The sequence below is a fragment of the Paraburkholderia caledonica NBRC 102488 genome (assembly GCF_000685095.1).
GTDB lineage: Bacteria > Pseudomonadota > Gammaproteobacteria > Burkholderiales > Burkholderiaceae > Paraburkholderia > Paraburkholderia caledonica.
Map to the genome: position 1 here is coordinate 69,590 of NZ_BAYE01000006.1, position 18,577 is coordinate 88,166.

Consider the following 18,577-nt stretch of genomic DNA (forward strand, 5'->3'; position numbering starts at 1 on the left):
TGCGCGCCGCACGTTGTGAGAATGAGCCCTTGGTCAAGGGCATTTGCGTGCGTCACTGAATTTCCGCATGTACTGGTAAACGGCTCGAAAGGGTGATTGCTGAAGAGCGTGAACTGACCGGAATTCAAATATTGCGGGGCGCCGCTCGCGCATTCATCCGGCATCGGTAAAAGCGCCCGCACTTTTTTACCGGTTGCTCTGCTAGCATGCAGTGCGACCCGCGTCAGGGCTCCTCGACGGTGAACTCTCAAGAGGAACGGAGATGACTATGAAAGCCAGCACCATTGCGGAGCGCGAGGCCCGCGGCCGTGCCGCCCGCGAAAAATCGAAGCGGTCGAGTCATAAAACGGTGGGTGCATTAGAGCGCGATCCAATCGAGCTTATTAAGCAAAGCAGCGAAGGCCGGGTGCAGAACCTCGTGCCGCTGCGCTACGGACGCATGGCCGTGTCGCCGTTCACGTTCTTTCGCGGGACCGCGAACCTGCAAGCTCACGATCTAAGCCAGGTTCACGACAACGGCCTGACCATGCCGATCTGCGGAGACGGGCATCTGATGAACTTCGGCGGCTTCGCGACGCCCGAGCGCCAACTGGTTTTCGACCTGAACGATTTCGACGAAGTGTCGGTGGGCCCATTCGAATGGGACCTCAAGCGCCTTGCCGCAAGCATCGTGCTGGCCGCGCGTCACATGCGCCTGAGCCGCGGCACAGCGGAGAATCTGGTGATGACCGCCATGAGCGAATATCGCAATCGCATGGCGCAATACGCACAATGCGGCGCGCTGGAACTCTGGTATGAGCGCATTACCTTCGACCGCATGGCGGAGACGGCGCTTTCGCCGGAGCGCCGCCGCGCTGTGCGCCGCGGCATGGAGAAGGCCGCGAGCCGCACGCACGAAAGTCTGTTCGAGAAGATGGCCGAGCATGACGGCGAGCGCTGGGTGATTCGCGATGCGCCGCCTGCGCTTTTTCACGTGCTCGGCTCGAACACGCTCTTCACCGCCGAAGAGACCGATGAACTGAAGGGCTCGCACGGACACAAGATACTCGACGGCATGTGGAGCGAGTACATGAAGACGATGTCGCATGACCGGCGCGAACTGCTTGGTCAGTTCAGCGTGCAGGACATCGTATTCAAGGTGGTGGGCGTGGGCAGCGTGGGGACGCGCTGCATGGCCGTGCTGCTCGTCGACCCAACGGGCAAGCCGCTTTTCGTACAGATCAAGGAGGCGAAGCCGTCGGTGATCGCCCGCTACTACAAGTCGCCACCGGTCAAGCATCAAGGCGAGCGCGTGGTGCAGGGGCAGCGCATGTTGCAGGCCGCGAGCGACATATTTTTAGGCTGGGCGACGAGTTCGCTCGGCCGGCATTATTACTTCCGTCAATTGCGTGACATGAAGCTGTCGGCCAGCATCGAGTTGTTCGACAGCGATCTGCTGGACGGTTACGCGAGGCTATGTGGCTGGGTGATGGCGCGTGCCCATGCAAAAGCGGGCGGCCAGGCGGTCGAAGTAAGCGCGTATATCGGGCGAGGCGATCAGTTCGCCGAGGCGCTGGCAGCTTACGCGGCGAGCTACGCCGATCAGGTGGAGCGCGACTACGATGTCTTCGTCAAGGCATGCCGCAGCGGCGTTATCGAGGCGCGCTCGGACGAAGACATGGCGGCGGATTTTCGCATGTGACGGGTTGAGCACACGCTGTGAATCAACGCTGTAAAGCGTCGACCCTTGCCTCGCGCAGCGTCACGAAGCGCAAGTTCCTTTTGCGAGCCGCTTCGATGACACGTGGCAGCACGGCGAGAATCAGCGGCTTTCCGTCGGCGGTCAGCGCGGCGTTGCCGTCGTGCAGCAGCAGTATGTCGCGCGGCGCCAGACCGTCGAGCAGCCTTCGCGTGACGACTTGCGGATCGCGCTCGCGTGTGTCGTAGCCGCGCCGCGTCCATGCCGCTAGCCGCAAATCGAGCTTGCGCAGCACCGGCTCCAGAAAAATATTGCGCAGGCCTGCCGGCGCGCGAAAGAACATGGGCGGCTCGCCGCTGAGTTCTTCGAGCGTGCGTTGCGCGGCATCTATCTCGCGTAGAAGCGCACGCGGAAACGTCACGGAAAACGTGTGCACGTGAACCTGCGAATGGTTTTCGAGCGCATGACCGCGCGCGACGATCTCGCGTGCGAGTTGCGGACAACGCCGCGCCTTTTCTCCTATGCAGAAGAACGTGGCGCGCACGTGCAGGGTATCGAGCAGGTCGAGTACTTGCGGCGTGACGATGGGATCTGGACCGTCGTCGATAGTCAATGCGATTGCATCCGCGTTGCGCGCGCCAGCGGGCAGGCGCGTCCAGTTCGGACCCAGCAGCGAGGTGCGCGGCAGCAGACCGGCTAGGGTAAATACAGCGTGATTCGCGAAGATCGCGGCGAGCCACCACGGCCATGCGCGGGGCGCCAGCAGCCATGCGACCAGCACGAAGACGTGCCACGCGGCGGTGGCGGTGAGCATCGCGGGATAGCCGGTCTGAGGCCACCGGCGCAGCGGTGGCGCTCCAGCGTCGTGTGGCGTGGAGAGTTGGTTCATAAAGCGTGCTTCCGGTAATTGCGCGGGCAAGCAGGGCACCGCGCGCAACGTCGAACGATACCATTGATGCGCGGACTGGCACGCTTGCGGACGGGAACCGCAATGAAAGCGCGCCGACTGCATGATGGAAGCTCTCGCAGACGGCATTTGTGATCGACCGTCCGCTGCGGTATGGTTCAAAAAAGGTGCCGAACAATCGTGCAGCAACGATGGTGCGGAGCGGCCCTTCATTCATGGAACAGGGAGACGAGCGGTGACGGTGACTGGAATCAGAAAGGTGGCTTTGGTAACGGGTGCGGGCAGCGGCATCGGCCGTGCATGTGCGGTGCGTCTCGCGGAGCATGGGTATAGCGTGGTGCTTGCGGGCCGTCGTCAGGCGGCGCTCGACGCCGTAGTCGACGAGGCGCACGCCGTGGGCGGAGAAGCGCTCGCGGTGTCTTGCGACGTGACGGACGCGGACAGCGTCGACGCGCTGTTCAACACGGTCCGCGATCGTTATGGCCGGCTCGACTTGCTGTTCAACAACGCCGGGCGCAACGGCTCGCCGGTCGACATAGACGAACTCGACATAAACGAATGGCGTTCGGTGGTCGACACCAACCTGACCGGTGTGTTCCTCTGCACGCGCGCGGCATTCGGTCTGATGAAAACGCAGAATCCGCGCGGCGGGCGCATCATTAACAACGGCTCGATTTCGGCGCACGCGCCGAGGCCGAACAGCATTGCCTACACAGCGACCAAGCACGCGATCACGGGCCTCACGAAAGCCGTGTCGCTCGACGGTCGGAAATACGACATCGTGTGCGGGCAGATCGATATCGGCAACGCGGCCACCGAAATGGCCGAGCGCATGGCGCGCGGCGTGCCGCAGGCAAACGGCGAGATCGCTGTCGAGCCGTTGATGGACGTGCAGCATGTCGCGGACGCCGTGCTGCACATGGCGCAATTGCCGCTGTCGGCGAACGTCCAGTTCATGACCATCATGGCGAGCAAGATGCCGTTTGTCGGGCGCGGCTGACGGCCACCCGCGCCAAGCGCGGCGCGGGAGATCAACATATACTGAGCGCTTTCCTTCTTCGCCTTCGCTGCCTCGCATTGCGTGCGTTCCGAGCGTGTTCACGTGAAGTCATCAGCCGTGCCCCAAGCCAGCACCGTGGACGATCCAAGGCCCGCACCGCCGGTGCAGCCTGACCTCGAGGATTGTTGCCATAGCGGCTGTAGTCCGTGCGTGTTCGATCTTTATGACGACGCGCTGGAGCGCTACCGCGTCGCGTTGGCCGAATGGGAAGCGCGGCAGGCGCAACGTGCTGCGGTCCCAATCCCGACGGCGAAGCGCGGCGCGCGCAAGCGCCGGTGAAGCACCGTCGCGCGCTTCTGCGCCGCCGCAGTCATCAGTGATCCCGTCATGACCGACCTTTTTTCCGCGCCACTCGAACCCTTCAACGAATCGCACACCCTCGACGATCTGCACGACTTCGTGCAGCGCTATCCGCGTCTCTTCGTGCTGACGGGCGCGGGCATCAGCACGGATTCCGGCATTCCCGGCTATCGCGACGACAACGGCGAGTGGAAACGCTCGCCGCCCATCACGCTGCAGGAATTTCTCGGTACGGACGCAATGCGCAGGCGTTACTGGGCGCGCAGCATGGTCGGCTGGCCGGTCGTTGCACAAGCGCAGCCCAACGCCGCACATGTCGCGCTTGCGCGCCTCCAGGCCGCCGGTCATGTGCCGACGCTCGTCACGCAGAACGTCGACGGATTGCATCAGCGTGCGGGTAGCCGCGACGTGATCGAATTGCACGGCGGCATCGACGGTGTCGTTTGTCTCGATTGCGGCACGCAGCATTCGCGCGCGTCGATCCAGCAGACGCTCGAGGCGGAGAATCCCGCGCTGCTGAGCGTGACCGCCGAAACTGCCGCCGACGGCGATGCGCATCTCGAATGGCACGCGCTCGAAGCGTTTCGCGTTCCGGCGTGCACGAATTGCGGCGGCTTGCTGAAGCCAGCGGTGGTGTTTTTCGGCGAAAGTGTGCCGCGCCAGCGTGTCGAGGCGGCTTCGCATGCGCTCGATGCCGCGGACGCCGTGCTGGTGGTCGGCTCGTCGCTGATGGTCTATTCCGGCTATCGCTTCTGCGTGTGGGCGCAGAAGCAACGCAAACCTGTCGCCGCGATCAATCTCGGGCGCACGCGCGCCGATCCGCTGTTGTCGTTGAAAATTGCGGCGCCATGCGCCGATACGCTGACCGCTTTGGCCGGCCGTCTCGCGGTAGATTGAACTGCGGCTCGGTACGAATACAAGCGAATGCAAGCCATGCAGCCCAATCCAACGCAAACAATCCACATTACATCTACATGACCGAACCTGTTCCGTCGATGCGGCAATATTCGCCCTCCGCCGAGCGCAATCGCGAACCGATCCTCGCCGTCTTGCGCACGGTGTTGCCGGCCACGGGCCGAGTACTCGAAATTGCGAGCGGCACGGGTCAGCACGCAATGTGCTTTGCCGGCGCGATGCCCGGACTGGACTGGCAACCGACCGACGCCGACGCGCAAGCGCGCGAGTCGATTGCCGCATGGATCGCGCACGGCGCGCCGCCGAACGTGCGCGCGCCGCTTGCGCTCGACGTCCATCAGGCCGACTGGGGCGTGGGCGCGCTCGATGCGGTGGTCTGCATCAACATGATTCACATTGCGCCGTGGAGCGCGGCGCAAGCGCTGTTCGCGGGCGCGAGCCGCCATCTCGATCGTGGCGGTGTACTGTATCTGTACGGCCCTTACAAACGCGGCGGCGCGCACACGGCGCCGAGCAACGAAGCTTTCGACCGGCAATTGCAATGCCGCAATCCCGCGTGGGGCGTGCGCGACATGGAAGCGGTCGTGACGCTCGCGGCATCGGAGGGATTCACGTGCGACGAGCCGGTCGCAATGCCGGCCAACAATTTCAGCCTCGTGTTCCGAAAGCGCGAAGCACAGGCGCATTGATCGGGCGGAACGGGCGCAAAGCCGTGTTGCGTGCCCGTTAACGAGCGGCAAACCGGCATTTCTTTTATGCTTTCACCCTCGACGTCCGGCCGACGTTCTTTCCGGCGCGGCGTCACGACACTTTTGGACACTGGAGAATTCACATGGGCAAACAGGCAATCGGCGTGGTGGGGCTGGCGGTCATGGGCCGCAATCTGGCGCTCAACATCGAAAGCCGCGGCCACGCGGTGTCGGTCTACAACCGTAGCCGCGAAAAGACCGACGAACTCATCGCCGAATATCCGGACAGGAAGCTGGTGCCGGCGTTCACGCTCGAAGAGTTCGTGGAGTCGCTGGAAAAGCCGCGCCGCATTCTGCTCATGGTCAAGGCCGGGGAGCCGACCGACGCGACCATCGCATCGCTCAAGCCGCTGCTGGAAAAGGGCGACATTCTGATCGACGGCGGCAACACGCATTTCACCGACACGATCCGCCGCAACCAGGAGCTGGCGAAAGCCGGCCTGCACTTTATCGGCACCGGCGTGTCGGGCGGCGAGGAAGGCGCGCTGAAAGGTCCCTCGATCATGCCCGGCGGGCAACGCGACGCATATGACCTGGTTGCGCCGATCCTCACCGAGATCGCCGCAAAGGCGCCGGACGGCGAGCCGTGCGTAGCCTACATGGGCCCGGACGGCGCAGGCCATTTCGTGAAGATGGTGCACAACGGCATCGAATACGGCGACATGCAACTCATCGCCGAGAGCTATGCGGTCCTGAAGCAGGTTGTCGGCCTGTCTAACGAGGAACTCGGCAAGGTCTACACCGAGTGGAATCAGGGCGAGCTCGACAGCTATCTGATCGAAATCACCGCGAAGATCTTCAGCAAGAAAGACGACGAAACCGGCAAGGATCTGGTCGACGTGATCCTGGATCGCGCGGCGCAGAAGGGTACCGGCAAGTGGACGAGCCAGAATGCGCTCGACCTCGGCGCGCCGCTGCCGCTGATTACGGAGGCCGTGTTCGCGCGCGTGCTTTCGTCGCTGAAAGATCAGCGTGTTGCCGCGAGCAAGGTGCTCGACGGGCCGCGCGCGAAGCCGCTCGGAGCTGAGCGCGAAGCGTTCATTGAGTCGGTGCGCCGCGCGCTGTACTTCAGCAAGGTGATCTCGTACGCGCAAGGTTTCGCGCAGTTGCGCGCGGCTTCGGAAGAGTACAAGTGGGATCTGGATTTCGGCACCATTGCCAAGATCTTCCGCGCCGGCTGCATCATCCGCGCGCGTTTCCTGCAGAAGATCACCGACGCCTACACGAAAGAAAAGACGATCGCGAACCTGCTGCTGGACCCGTACTTCCGCGATATTGCGAGCAACTACCAGTCGGCGTTGCGCGAAGTGGTGGTCGCCGCGATCAATGCGGGCGTGCCGGTACCGGCGTTCGCGTCGGCGGTTGCATATTTCGACGCTTACCGCTCGGAGCGGTTGCCGGCAAATCTCGTGCAGGCGCAGCGCGACTTCTTCGGCGCGCATACGTTCGAGCGTATCGACAAGCCGGGCAGCTTCCACGCGAACTGGAGCTAATGCGCTGTAACCCCGGCAGCGCGCGCCCGGATCACGCCGGGCGCGACGCTGGGGGTGTTGAAACGCCCGGCCGGTATTGTTGCTGCGAGCGTCGGTCATTTCGACACTGACAGGATTCGGACACCGACTATTGCAATTTACGGAATAGAGTTTCGTCGTTTTAGGGGTTTCCCCTAGATGTTCTCGCTCCTAAACTTCTATTTAAGCGCTAGGGACAACAAAGCCCGAAGCGAATCACAACAAGTTCTGGAGGTTATACATCATGAAGACTCTTATCTCTGCCGTAGTCGTCGCCGCCGCTGTTTTCGCCGCCCCTGTCGCTTCGTTCGCTCAATCGAACCAGCCGGTCACGCGCGCTCAAGTTCGCGCCGAACTGGTCCAGCTCGAGAAGGCAGGCTACAACCCGGTCGGCGACCATGTTGACTACCCCGAAAACCTGCAGGCTGCTCAGGCACGTGTCGACGCTCAGAACGGCACCGCGCAAGCCGCGGCTCAAGTGGCCAACAGCGGTTACGGCGCACCGATCGCAGGCAGCTCGCAAGCAGGCCGTGCGGTCACGACCGATCGTAGCTCGGTTTATTTCGGCAACTAATCTGGCAGTCGAGCGGCGCCGCATCGCGCAGCCGTTCGCGTAAAAGCCAACCAGAGGCGCCGCCTGACCGACAGGTGGCCGCCCATAGAAAAACGCCGTCAAGGTTTTTGCCTTGACGGCGTTTTTCTGTTTACCGCTTTGAGGACGCATGCCGCATGGCAAGCGTGCTTCACCGCGCACCTTCTTCGTGCTCTTCTTGCCGGAACCAGGCGATTCAACGAGTCGGCAAATGTGGAATCGCTTCGTTGCTCGTCAGATTGAGCTGCTGCATCTGCCGATGTGCCTTGTTCAGATGCGCCTGCGCGGCCACGCGTTGAGCTTCGAGCTGGGACACTTCCTTGCGCACCTGATGCTGCCGGCTAGACGCCGCCTGTTCCTGCGCGCTACGCCGCTGCAAATCGCTGCGTAACCGTTCGGCTTGCGCTTCGGAGCGAGCGATCTGGCGGGCCAACTGCTCGTTCTGCGCCTCCAGTTGCGCGCGGCGGGTTTCACAGTCCGAGAGCCGCGTCGCCTGGTCCTCGAAATGATGGAAGGCCGCTTCGGCGGCTTCGAGGTCGGCGGCCTTCAACGCACGCCAGAGCGCGCCGTCCTGGTAGAGGGCGACGTAGTACGTCACCTCCTTCGCATGAAACAGCAGGCTCACCGAATACGCGAAGCTGCGGAACACGCGAAACGGCATGAGCGCCTCTTCTTCGGCGAGCCATTCGACTTCGGCGGTGTTCGCAATCTGCACGCCACGCGCGCTCACCTGCGACGGCACGCTCTGCACGGGCCGCAATGTCAACACCGGACGAGCGGCGCCGCGGGCCACCGTCGCCTGCGCCGGGTCGGATGCGAACGCGGACGGAGCATCGGACGAAAGCGCAGACGAAAGCGCGGATGGCGCGTCGGACGCCATCTCGGGCGACGCCTGGTCGGCACCGTCGGGCGGGACGGGCGCGGCGGCATTGTCCTGCGCGACCCTGACGACATGCGATGGGCCGGCCAGCACGCTACGGCGGTTCAGGAGACTTTTCACGGCGGTTCCTCCAGTTGACTCGCCCGAAGGGCCAGACGGCGCCGGCAATAAAGCGTTCCGGCTAACTGGCGGATTGGGCGGTGAGCGAAAAGCAATGGCTCAGCGGCGCGAGTGGGCGGATGCCACGGTTGCGCCGGGGCTGCGCGTGCCTGCGGATGTCGTCCGCGTGCGCAGTCCTAATGCAGGGTGCGATGCCGGCCTATGTCCGCGAATAACGCGTGACTCGGCTCAAGCGCGAGCAGCCACGATTCGTCGTAGCCGCTCAGAATGTCGAGCGCCTCGCGCAGACGCTCGATGGCCAGTGCGGGGATTTCGACGCGCGCCTCCACGCCGCCCGACAATCCCGCGATACTCGCGAGTTGCACGAGTGCGTCGGCGGCCTCGGCCACATCGGCGGCAAAAACCAGATGCGTGTTCAACAATTCGGCCAGTCCAGGCGACGCCGCCACGTCGTCGACGTTGAGTTGCACGGCGAGAAATGTGGCTTTGTTCATCGTCGACTCCATGCGGGATCCGCTCGTTTCAGTCCACGCCCCGTCGGCGCAGCAAGGTTGAGTATAGGCGAGCGTCTAAAGGTTTCAATGATCACACCATTGCGATGGCACTCCCTGACTGGGCGTGGACCGCGTGTCGCGCGACTTATAATGAGCGTTCAAAAAGCTGCCCGGCAGCGCCCGGCGTGCGCTTCCACGGCCGATTGCGACTGGCGCAAAGCGGCGCTCTCTTTATCAAATGCGTTAGCGACCATGAAGATCATTCGCAGCAAGAACTTCACCGCGACGCGCCCGTGGGGCGCGCTCGACATTGCCAACATGGGCGGCATCACGACACGTCTGCATTGGACGGATCAGCCCTACAAGTGGCACGTGAACGACGGCGAAGAAGTGTTCGCCGTGCTGGATGGCCGCGTCGAGATGCGCTATCGCCAGGACGGCGTGGAGCAGGCGGCTATTCTGGAAACGGGCGATGTGTTCTATGCGTCGGTGGGCACCGAGCACGTGGCGCATCCGATCGGCCCGGCGCGCATTCTCGTGGTGGAAGCCGAGGGCAGTGTTTAGGTTCGCAGGCGCAGTAATGTGCGAGGTTGCCGTGTGCTGACCCGCGAGCGGTACGGCGATTGCTACGGGCATCGATCAAGACGATCGATCAGAAGCTCGAATCCAAAAAATGTCGAGGACAAATCACATGATGAGACCATGGCAACTGAAGGGGACCCATTTGCTGGCGACCGCCGCGCTAGGCGTGATACTCAGCGGCTGCGCGAGCGCGCCGTGGGACAACACGCCGTTCTACGGCAACACACAGTCCCGGCCCACCACGCTCAGCACGGTGCCCGTGCCTGCCGGCTTCTATCGCGTCAATCCCGGCGATACGCTTGCCGGAGTTGCATCGGCTTATGGGCACAGGCCGCAGGACATCGCGACGTGGAACGGTCTGCCGGTCAACGCGGCCGTCGCGCCTGGGCAGGTGCTGCGCGTTGCCCCGCCGATGGCGTCCGGCAGCGTCGCGGCGCCGCCCGTCGCTGCTGTACCGGCCGCGCCCACAGGACCAGCCGCACCGACGGCGGCGGCCGCGCCGCAGCAGGGCGTGCTGCAATGGCCGTTGCGGGGGCCTATCCTCAAGACCTTCGCCGCAGGCAAGTCGAACGGCATCGTGATCGGCGCACGACCGGGCGACCCCGTCAAGGCAGCCGCCACCGGCCGTGTGGTCTACGCGGGTTCGGGCATCGAGGCGTACGGCCCGCTCATCATCATCAAGCACGACGACTCGCTGATCACCGCTTACGGCCAGAACAGCACCCTGCTCGTCAAGGAAGGCGATGCGGTTGCGCAAGGGCAGACCATAAGCGAAGTGGGCGTGGATAGCCGCGGCGTCGCGTCGATCCAGTTCGAGGTTCGTCAGAATGGCCAGCCGGTTGATCCGCTCGCCTGGTTGCCTAAGTCAGGCGGCTAGGCGCGGTTGAGCCTGGCTTGAGCCCGACCTGTGCGCGGGAGGAACTCCGGGCTGAGCCGCAAACTGAGCCAGGTATGCTTCGACCGACTTTCACGCGGCCATGCGAGCGCCGCGCGAATTGAATACACTGTGTGGCTCACGAGCCGGCGCCGCTGCTGCCGCTGCTGCCGCTGCTGCCGCTGCTGCCGCTGCAGCCATTGCGACCGTTGCACGCGGACGCGGCAAGCCGGCCGACCGTCATGGCCTCTCACACGAAAGACGCACAGGGACACACAATGATCGATTTGCGCAGCGATACCGTAACCCGTCCGACTCCGGCGATGCTCGCGGCCATGTCGGCCGCCGAAGTCGGCGACGACGTCTGGGGCGACGACCCGACCGTGCTGCGTCTGCAGTCGACGCTTGCCGAACGTACCGGCAAAGAGGCCGGTCTGTTCTTCCCGAGCGGCACGCAAAGCAACCTCGCGGCGTTGATGGCGCACTGCGCGCGCGGCGACGAATACATCGTCGGGCAGTTGGCCCACACGTACAAATACGAAGGCGGGGGTGCAGCGGTGCTCGGCAGCATCCAGCCGCAACCGCTTGAAAATGCCGCAGACGGTTCGATTCCGCTCGACAAGATCGCGGCGGCGATCAAACCCATCGACAACCACTTTGCGCGCACGCGTCTGCTGGCGCTCGAAAACACCATCGGCGGGAAAGTGCTGCCGGAGGGTTATGTCGCCGAAGCGGTCGGGCTTGCGCGCGAACGCGGTTTGTCGGCGCACCTGGACGGCGCGCGCGTCTTTAACGCGTCGGTCGCGTCGGGCAAGCCGGTTGCGGCGCTGTGCGAGCCGTTCGATTCGGTTTCGATCTGCTTTTCGAAAGGCCTCGGCGCGCCGGTCGGCTCGGTTCTGGTCGGCAGCCGGGCGCTGATCGACGTGGCCCACCGCTGGCGCAAGGTGCTCGGCGGCGGCATGCGCCAGGCGGGCGTGCTGGCGGCGGCCTGCCTGTATGCGCTGGAGCACAACGTCGAGCGTCTCGCCGACGACCACGCGAACGCCGCGCATCTGGCGGCGGGTCTGGGAGCCATCGAGCAGGTAAAGGTGCAGTCTGTTGCAACCAACATGGTGTTCGCGCAGTTTCCGCAGCAGCATTGCGCGCCGCTCGAAGCCTGGCTCAAGGAGCGCGGCATTCTCACGCAGATGTTGTACGCGTCGAGGTTCGTTACGCACAAAGACGTGTCGCGTGAGGACATCGACACGTTCATCGCGGCCGTGAAGGGGTACTTTGCCGCGCGTTGATTGCGTGCTGCTCGCCCGTTTTCATTTCCCCGACGTTTTCACATGCACGCCCGCTCGATGCGACGGCGCAAGGAGCCGCAATCCGCTCGCCAGACTCGCCGCGCCCGCGAAGAAGGCGCCGGCGCCGAGCGCGAGCGTCGGCCCGTGACGGCCCGCGATCCCGAAGCTCAACGCGACCAGCGCCGCGCCCGTAGTCTGGCCGAGCAGCCGCGCCGTCGCGACGATGCCGCTTGCTCCGCCGCTGCGCTCGGGCGGCGCACTCGCCATCAGCGCTTTCAGATTCGGCGATTGGAAGAAGCCGAAACCCGCGCCGCAAATCGCCATCCGGATGCCGATGTCGAGCACGTGCGGATGCACCGGCAATAGCGCAAGCGAGGCCATTCCCGCCGCCATCACCGCGAGCCCGACGGCGCCGAGCAGGCCGGGCGGATAGCGATCGGATAAGCTGCCCGCGAGCGGCGCCGCCAACGCGACGACGACCGGCCACGGCGTCATCAGAAAGCCGGTTTCAACCTGGCTGCGGTGCAGTACATCTTCGAAATAGAAGGGCAGCGAGACGAACGCCAAGCCTTGCGCGGCGAACGAGCACACGGCGGTCACTGCCGACAGCGCGAACACGGGCCGCTTGAAAAGATCGACCGGCAGCATGGGCGCCGGGTGCCCGGCTTCACGGCGAATCAGAAGCAGGCCGAAAATCACCGCGACGGCAGCGGCGCTCAGCACGAGTTGCGTCGATGCGCGCTGGGCCGCTTCGCCCAGCGCAAAGATCAGTGCGGCGAACGTCACCACGTTCAGCAGCGCGGCGAGCGGATCGAAGTTGTGCGCGCCGCGCTCCGTGTGCGGCAGCGCAGGCCATGCGAAAGCCAGCGCCAGCACGCCGAGCGGCACATTGACGGCGAACAGCCACGGCCAGGAAGCGACCGAGAGGATCAGCGACGCGACCGTGGGGCCCACCGCAAACGACACGCCGACGATCAGCGCGTTCATGCCGAGCCCGCGTCCGAGCCGGTGCGGCGGATACAGGAAGCGGATCAGCGCGGTATTGACGCTCATGATCGCGCTCGCACCAAGGCCTTGCAGCACGCGTGCGCCCGCAAGCATCGGCAGGGTCGGCGCCATCGAGCAGGCGAGCGACGCGATGGTAAACAGCGCAATGCCGCCGATATAGATCCGCCGATGCCCAATGATGTCGCCGAGCGCGGCAAGCGGCAGCAGCGTCGCGACCATTGCGAGCTGATAAGCGTTGATGATCCACACCGACGCAGCGGGCGCCGCGTGCAGATCGGCCGCGATGGCGGGCAGTGCCGTGTTGGCGATTGCCGTGTCGAGTGTCGCGAGCGCGACGGCAAGCATGATCGCCGCCATCGCACGGCGGTTGGCGGCGGACATTGGAGCATCCGCGGGAAAGGGCGGCGCGGACGCCGCGCTCAGCTTGTCGGACAAGGCGTGGCTCGTCAGGTGTGCGTGTCGACGCGGCAGGAATCTGGACATGCGGCGCGCGAGTGGCAGGGTTGTGCATAACGCAAGGCGCGGGCTTGTTGGGCGAACGCCCAAGGCCGCCGCGCGGCGAATGGAGCGATTGTTACAGAGGCCGGGAAATCCTGCAGCGCGCGCGTGCGCTGTAAGGTGTATGAAAAACGAATGTGTATGCAACTAACTGTCAGCCCCGCGACGCGCGTTCGAGTTGAGGTGCGCCGTCGCCGGTTATGCGCGGCACCGCTCGCCGTCACACGCTTGATACTCCCGTCGTCAGCATCAGCCAGGTGAAGCTTGAGACTCAATCGTTTCTTTGGCCGTCCGAACGTTACGAGCCAAAAAAATAATTGCTTCTGTCACGTGATTTGCGTCGCATCCTGTCACGCTTGCGGCGAACGCCTTCACACTTTGGCATCACTGCTCCGACCAACCGGATGCACGCGTGCAGTGCCCGTTCACGCGCGCCTTGCACCGTGCGCGTGCGCAAAAGTGGCCGGCTCTGTACGTGGCCGCGCAGACAGGCGGGCATGGCATGTGCGTGACCAGCACCCGCGCTCGCCGGCATCCGGGAGTCGTAAAATGTCCTACTCTGATTCTTAACCCGCCTGACCGGCACGCGCCTCCCGTCCGTCATCTGTGCGGTTCGCGCATGTCGCAGCGTTTTTTCCCGGAGGCTTCGATGACAGCCGTCGATCTGGAATTCGACCAGCTCAACAGTACCGTCGACGCGCTACGGCGCTCAATTTCCAATCGCATGATGTACGGCGTCGGCAAGGACGCCGTCACCGCGCATCCGCATGACTGGCTGCACGCCGCGGCGCTTGCCGTGCGCGACCGGCTCGTCGCACGCTGGATGAAAACCACCCGCCTGCAATACGAGCAGGACGTGAAGCGCGTTTACTATCTGTCGATGGAGTTCCTGATCGGCCGGACCTTTACCAACGCGTTGCTCGCGCTGGGCATTCACGATCAGATGAAGGAGGCGTTGGCGAGCCTCGGGGTCGACATGGACGCGCTCATCGACATAGAGCCCGACGCCGCGCTCGGCAATGGCGGTCTCGGCCGGCTCGCCGCATGTTTTCTCGATTCGATGGCGACGCTCGGCATTCCAGGCTTCGGCTACGGCATCCGTTATGAATACGGCATGTTCCGTCAGGAGATCGTCAACGGCGAGCAGGTCGAGGCGCCCGACTACTGGCTGCGCGCGGGCAACCCGTGGGAGTTTCCGCGGCCCGAGATCAAGTACACCGTGCATTTCGGCGGCCGCACCGTGCAGCGCGGCGATCAGGTCGAATGGATCGACACCGAGCATGTGAACGCAACCGCATACGACACGGTGATTCCCGGCTACGCGACCGACGCGACCAACACGCTGAGGCTGTGGTCCGCGCGTGCCACAGACGAACTGGACCTCGGCGCGTTCAACCGCGGCGACTACCGCAATGCGGTGGACACGAAGAATATGTCGGAGAACGTGTCGCGCCTTCTCTATCCGGACGACTCGACGCCGGCCGGTCGCGAGCTGCGGCTGCGTCAGGAGTACTTCTTCGTCTCGGCGACCATGCAGGATCTGATCCGCCGCTATCAGCGCACGCACAGCACGTTCGGGCGCTTCTCCGAAAAGGTCGCGGTGCATCTGAACGACACGCACCCCGTGTTGGCGATTCCAGAACTCATGCGATTGCTCGTGGACGTGCATCACCTGCCGTGGGACAAGGCGTGGAAACACGTCACGCAGATTTTCTCGTACACGAACCACACGCTGATGCCCGAAGCGCTCGAAACGTGGGACGTCGAGATGCTGTCGAGGCTGCTGCCGCGGCATCTCGAGATCATCTTCGAGATCAATGCCGGCTTTCTGAAGCATGTGAGCGAGCATTCGGGCCATGACGCCGAAATGATCCGCCGTATTTCTCTGGTCGACGAATACGGTCAGCGGCGCGTGCGCATGGCGTATCTGGCGATTGTCGCGAGCCACAAGGTGAACGGCGTGTCGAAGCTGCATTCGCAGCTCATGACGCGCGACATCTTCGCCGACTTCGCGCGCATTTATCCGGACCGCTTTACGAATGTGACCAACGGCATTACGCCGCGGCGCTGGCTGTCGCAGGCGAGCCCGTCGCTGTCGTCGCTGATCGATCAGCGAATCGGCACGCATTGGCGCGGCAATCTGTTCGAGCTCGAGCAGCTGCGCGAGCTACGCAGCGATAGCGGCTTTGTCGAAGCATTCCGTGAAGCGAAGCGGCAGAATAAATTGCGCCTCGTGCAGCGGCTCGCGCATCACACGAAGTTGCATTTCGATCCCGACGCGCTGTTCGATCTGCAGGTGAAGCGCATTCACGAATACAAGCGGCAGCTGTTGAACGTGCTGCATGTGATCGTGCGCTATAACCAGATTCGCGCGAATCCGGAGCACGACTGGGTACCGCGTGTCGTGATGTTCGCCGGCAAGGCGGCATCCGCTTACCGGATGGCGAAGACGATCATCAAACTGATCGGCGACGTGAGTCAGAAGGTCAATCACGATCCGCTGATCGGCGACCGCCTGAAAGTAGTGTTCGTGCCTAACTACGGCGTGAGCGTGGCTGAACTGATCATTCCCGCCGCCGACCTGTCCGAACAGATTTCGATGGCAGGCACTGAAGCGTCGGGCACCGGCAATATGAAGCTCGCGCTCAACGGTGCGTTGACGATTGGCACGATGGACGGCGCGAACATCGAAATCTGCGACGCCGTGGGCCGCGAGAACATCTTCATCTTCGGTCACACGGCAGACGAAGTGGACGACCTGCGCGCAAGCGGTTACCGGCCGCGGCAAGTGTACGAGGAGAACGCCGAACTGCGCATGGCCCTCGACCAGATCCGCAGCGGTTATTTCTCGCCGGACGATCCGTTGCGCTTCTCGGATATTTTCCACACGCTGGTCGACTGGGGCGATCACTACATGGTGCTTGCCGATTTCGCCGCGTTTGCGAAGGCGCAGAGTGAAGTGGACGCGCGTTTCGTCGACAAGCGCGCGTGGACTGAGAGCGCGATCGAGAACGTGGCGGGCATGGGGCAGTTTTCGTCGGATCGAACGATCAGCGAATACGCACGCGAGATCTGGCGCGTCGATCCGCTCAATCTGGGCTGAGCTTTTGCGTTGCTCCGCTGCGAATGGCGTGACTTTCCGCAGCGGCGAGAAGAAAGGCCGCGCGTGTGCTGAACGACGCGCGGCCTTTTCTTGTTGAGGCTTTGTTACGGTGTGAGGTTTTCGACCGCCCGATTCGCGTAGAGACCCAACTGGGCGCGCGGAAAATCGAACAGCACGTCGATATTCTGCATGCCCATCAGACCGATCACGATGCGGTTCTCGCCGGGCTGCGCCTTGACGATGGTCACTTGCGCGTCTTCGTAGCGGTGCGCCCAGTTACCCGAGCCGACCGCTGTGTTGTAGTTGCCCTGTATCAGCACTTTGCCCACGCTGTCGTCGCCGGTCCAGTTCGGCGCGGTATCCGTCTCGATGCGGATCATGCTGGTGGTGGCCGTGGCGAACACGAGCGGCGCGCAGAACGTCATCTTGTCGCCGACATTGATGCAGCCTCGCGGCCATTGCATCGTGCCGTCGTTCGTTACGGTCATCGGCACGATCGTGAAGTCCTTCGTGATTGCGCTCGACGGGCTCAATAGCAGATATGGCTTTGCGAAGTTCGAGTGCACGAGATACCGCTCGCCAATGTGGCCGGCCAATGCGCGCAGCGGCTGTGTGCAACAGGCGTCGCCAGGTTGCGCGGCGCCCACGCCGAAAAGCCCCGAGAAGGCCCAGCCGAATTCGCCGCTGTAGCCGTCCATCGCAACGCAATGCCTCGAGGTGGCCTGGCAACTGACGGTGTCGACCGCTTGCGCGCCGATCTGTACGGCCTTCGATCCTGCGACGCTCAGCGGCAACTTCACGGCCGCGCCGGAAACCTGCGCGCCGTTCGCGAGCAGCAGCGTGCTGGCTGGCGCGGCGCTCGCATAGTCGGAACGTGGCAGCACCGACTTCAATACACGAACCCCTTGCGTGCCCGTATCGAGCGCGACGTAGACGGGTTTTCCGTCCAGTTCGACCGGCAGGCCGAGGCGAGCGTGATCCTGGTCGGCGCGTTCCACATGGAGAGGAATCAGCACGCCGTCTTTGCCGCCGTTGATCAGCGAAACAGCGGGAGCCGGCGGTGTGGGCGTCGGGAAAGTGACCGAGCAGCCGCTCAACGCCGACAACACGCCGGCGGCCACCAGCGCGGCAGCGGTGAAATGGGAAAAGTGACGGTGCAGGTGCCGGCACGCGGCATCGACAATAAGCAGGGACATGGAGCACGCTCGCAAAAGCACGGTCCCTGGCGAAGGCGATGCATACGACCGCTTTGCGGAAAGAGATGCACCGGCGAAGGCGCCAGCAAAGCCACCGGCTCTTACTGGTTACTAGCAGTGCGAGCCGAGTGCCCCGATGCCGCGGCAGATGCGGCACATGCGGCACATGCGGCATCGCGAGGCCTGCGCCAGGGAACGCGCGATAACAGAAGCGGCGACTCTACCTGCGCACCGGCGCGCACTTGCAAAGATGTGTGAAAACCTGGACCGTGACGCGACGCGCAGCAGCGGGGTCTCTTTGCTTCGATGGATATACCGCGGTGCGAGCATTGCCGGCGGCGGTTGCATGAGCCCGCGGGCGCGGGCCCCGCTTTGACTTGCTCAGGCTTTCTGCGCAGCAGAAGCGGCTGTGCTTTTAGCTTCGTTCACGGCCGCGCCGACGCGCTCGACGAACTCGCGATCGACGCTCGAAAGCGCCTCGCGTTCGCCATTGGCCGTTTGCACCATCAGACGATGCGTGATGTCCTGCGTCACCCAGGTGAGCCAGCCGACAACCACCAGCATCACGCCGCACACGATGCCCACCGGCGCGTGCAGTACGCCGCCAACAATCCCGCCGACGAGCCCCAGCAGCGAAATGGTGACGGGCAATACCTTGTTCTTCTCCACGGTGACGACCTGCACGCTGACGATGTCGCGCAGCGGAAAGACCTGGCCAGCGGATGAGAGCGCGTTGCGCGTGACAGACACGCCGCGATCGTTGAATGGGTTTTCCATCGAGATTGAATGCAAGCTGTTGCAAAGGGCGCAGGGTACCAGACTTC

17 protein-coding genes are annotated in these 18,577 nt (G+C 63.7%); 11 read left to right on the forward strand and 6 right to left on the reverse strand.

Annotated elements, in window-relative coordinates:
* Positions 1 to 268: 268 nt before the first annotated feature.
* Positions 269 to 1,681, forward strand: coding sequence for a DUF2252 domain-containing protein (locus tag BCA01S_RS14150; RefSeq protein WP_027777455.1), 1,413 nt, complete (start codon positions 269 to 271; stop codon positions 1,679 to 1,681).
* 22 nt (positions 1,682 to 1,703) lie between these two features.
* Here the strand turns inward: BCA01S_RS14150 and BCA01S_RS14155 are convergent, their stop codons facing one another.
* On the reverse strand, positions 1,704 to 2,567 hold the full coding sequence (locus BCA01S_RS14155; RefSeq protein WP_027777456.1) for a polysaccharide deacetylase family protein: 864 nt from the start codon (positions 2,565 to 2,567) through the stop codon (positions 1,704 to 1,706).
* 253 nt (positions 2,568 to 2,820) lie between these two features.
* Here BCA01S_RS14155 and BCA01S_RS14160 point away from each other — a divergent pair, with 253 nt between their 5' ends.
* The 6 genes from BCA01S_RS14160 (at position 2,821) to BCA01S_RS14185 (ending at position 7,694) form a co-directional block, all read left to right on the forward strand.
* Positions 2,821 to 3,585, forward strand: a complete 765-nt coding sequence (locus BCA01S_RS14160; RefSeq protein ID WP_027777457.1) for an SDR family oxidoreductase — start codon at positions 2,821 to 2,823, stop codon at positions 3,583 to 3,585.
* Between the two features lie 102 nt (positions 3,586 to 3,687).
* A complete protein-coding gene (locus BCA01S_RS34870; protein WP_244145989.1) occupies positions 3,688 to 3,924 on the forward strand; it encodes an oxidoreductase-like domain-containing protein in 237 nt (78 codons plus the stop codon).
* A gap of 48 nt (positions 3,925 to 3,972) precedes the next feature.
* Complete coding sequence (locus BCA01S_RS14170; protein WP_027777458.1) at positions 3,973 to 4,842, forward strand: NAD-dependent protein deacetylase; 870 nt, start codon at positions 3,973 to 3,975, stop codon at positions 4,840 to 4,842.
* 77 nt (positions 4,843 to 4,919) lie between these two features.
* The gene (locus tag BCA01S_RS14175) at positions 4,920 to 5,549 is read left to right on the forward strand and encodes a DUF938 domain-containing protein (protein WP_027777459.1); all 630 of its coding nucleotides are present in this window, start codon (positions 4,920 to 4,922) and stop codon (positions 5,547 to 5,549) included.
* A 143-nt stretch (positions 5,550 to 5,692) separates the two neighbouring features.
* Positions 5,693 to 7,102, forward strand: a complete 1,410-nt coding sequence (gene gnd / locus BCA01S_RS14180) for an NADP-dependent phosphogluconate dehydrogenase (RefSeq protein WP_027777460.1) — start codon at positions 5,693 to 5,695, stop codon at positions 7,100 to 7,102.
* A 262-nt stretch (positions 7,103 to 7,364) separates the two neighbouring features.
* Positions 7,365 to 7,694 carry a DUF4148 domain-containing protein gene (locus BCA01S_RS14185; RefSeq protein ID WP_020068085.1) on the forward strand — a complete coding sequence of 110 codons (330 nt, stop codon included), beginning with the start codon at positions 7,365 to 7,367 and terminating at the stop codon, positions 7,692 to 7,694.
* A gap of 214 nt (positions 7,695 to 7,908) precedes the next feature.
* On the opposite strand, the gene BCA01S_RS14190 is transcribed toward BCA01S_RS14185, so the two are convergent.
* The gene (locus BCA01S_RS14190) at positions 7,909 to 8,712 is read right to left on the reverse strand and encodes a DUF2968 domain-containing protein (protein ID WP_027777461.1); all 804 of its coding nucleotides are present in this window, start codon (positions 8,710 to 8,712) and stop codon (positions 7,909 to 7,911) included.
* Positions 8,713 to 8,888: 176 nt separating this feature from the next.
* A complete protein-coding gene (locus tag BCA01S_RS14195) occupies positions 8,889 to 9,206 on the reverse strand; it encodes a hypothetical protein (protein WP_020068086.1) in 318 nt (105 codons plus the stop codon).
* Between the two features lie 252 nt (positions 9,207 to 9,458).
* Here BCA01S_RS14195 and BCA01S_RS14200 point away from each other — a divergent pair, with 252 nt between their 5' ends.
* The 3 genes from BCA01S_RS14200 (at position 9,459) to ltaE (ending at position 11,948) form a co-directional block, all read left to right on the forward strand.
* Complete coding sequence (locus BCA01S_RS14200; protein WP_027777462.1) at positions 9,459 to 9,770, forward strand: cupin domain-containing protein; 312 nt, start codon at positions 9,459 to 9,461, stop codon at positions 9,768 to 9,770.
* A gap of 127 nt (positions 9,771 to 9,897) precedes the next feature.
* Positions 9,898 to 10,665: a peptidoglycan DD-metalloendopeptidase family protein gene (locus tag BCA01S_RS14205; protein ID WP_027777463.1), complete on the forward strand. Its 768-nt coding sequence runs from the start codon at positions 9,898 to 9,900 to the stop codon at positions 10,663 to 10,665.
* A 275-nt stretch (positions 10,666 to 10,940) separates the two neighbouring features.
* A complete protein-coding gene (gene ltaE / locus BCA01S_RS14210; protein WP_027777464.1) occupies positions 10,941 to 11,948 on the forward strand; it encodes a low-specificity L-threonine aldolase in 1,008 nt (335 codons plus the stop codon).
* A gap of 21 nt (positions 11,949 to 11,969) precedes the next feature.
* Here ltaE and BCA01S_RS14215 read toward each other — a convergent pair whose 3' ends face one another.
* Entirely contained in the window at positions 11,970 to 13,337 is a 1,368-nt protein-coding gene (locus BCA01S_RS14215; protein ID WP_027777465.1) for an MFS transporter, read from the reverse strand.
* A 766-nt stretch (positions 13,338 to 14,103) separates the two neighbouring features.
* Between BCA01S_RS14215 and BCA01S_RS14220 the strand changes: the two genes are divergently transcribed.
* Complete coding sequence (locus BCA01S_RS14220) at positions 14,104 to 16,557, forward strand: glycogen/starch/alpha-glucan phosphorylase (RefSeq protein ID WP_027777466.1); 2,454 nt, start codon at positions 14,104 to 14,106, stop codon at positions 16,555 to 16,557.
* A gap of 104 nt (positions 16,558 to 16,661) precedes the next feature.
* Here the strand turns inward: BCA01S_RS14220 and BCA01S_RS14225 are convergent, their stop codons facing one another.
* Complete coding sequence (locus BCA01S_RS14225) at positions 16,662 to 17,753, reverse strand: hypothetical protein (RefSeq protein ID WP_027777467.1); 1,092 nt, start codon at positions 17,751 to 17,753, stop codon at positions 16,662 to 16,664.
* 381 nt (positions 17,754 to 18,134) lie between these two features.
* Entirely contained in the window at positions 18,135 to 18,530 is a 396-nt protein-coding gene (locus tag BCA01S_RS14230) for a DUF6232 family protein (RefSeq protein ID WP_027777468.1), read from the reverse strand.
* Between the last annotated feature and the right edge of the window lie 47 nt (positions 18,531 to 18,577).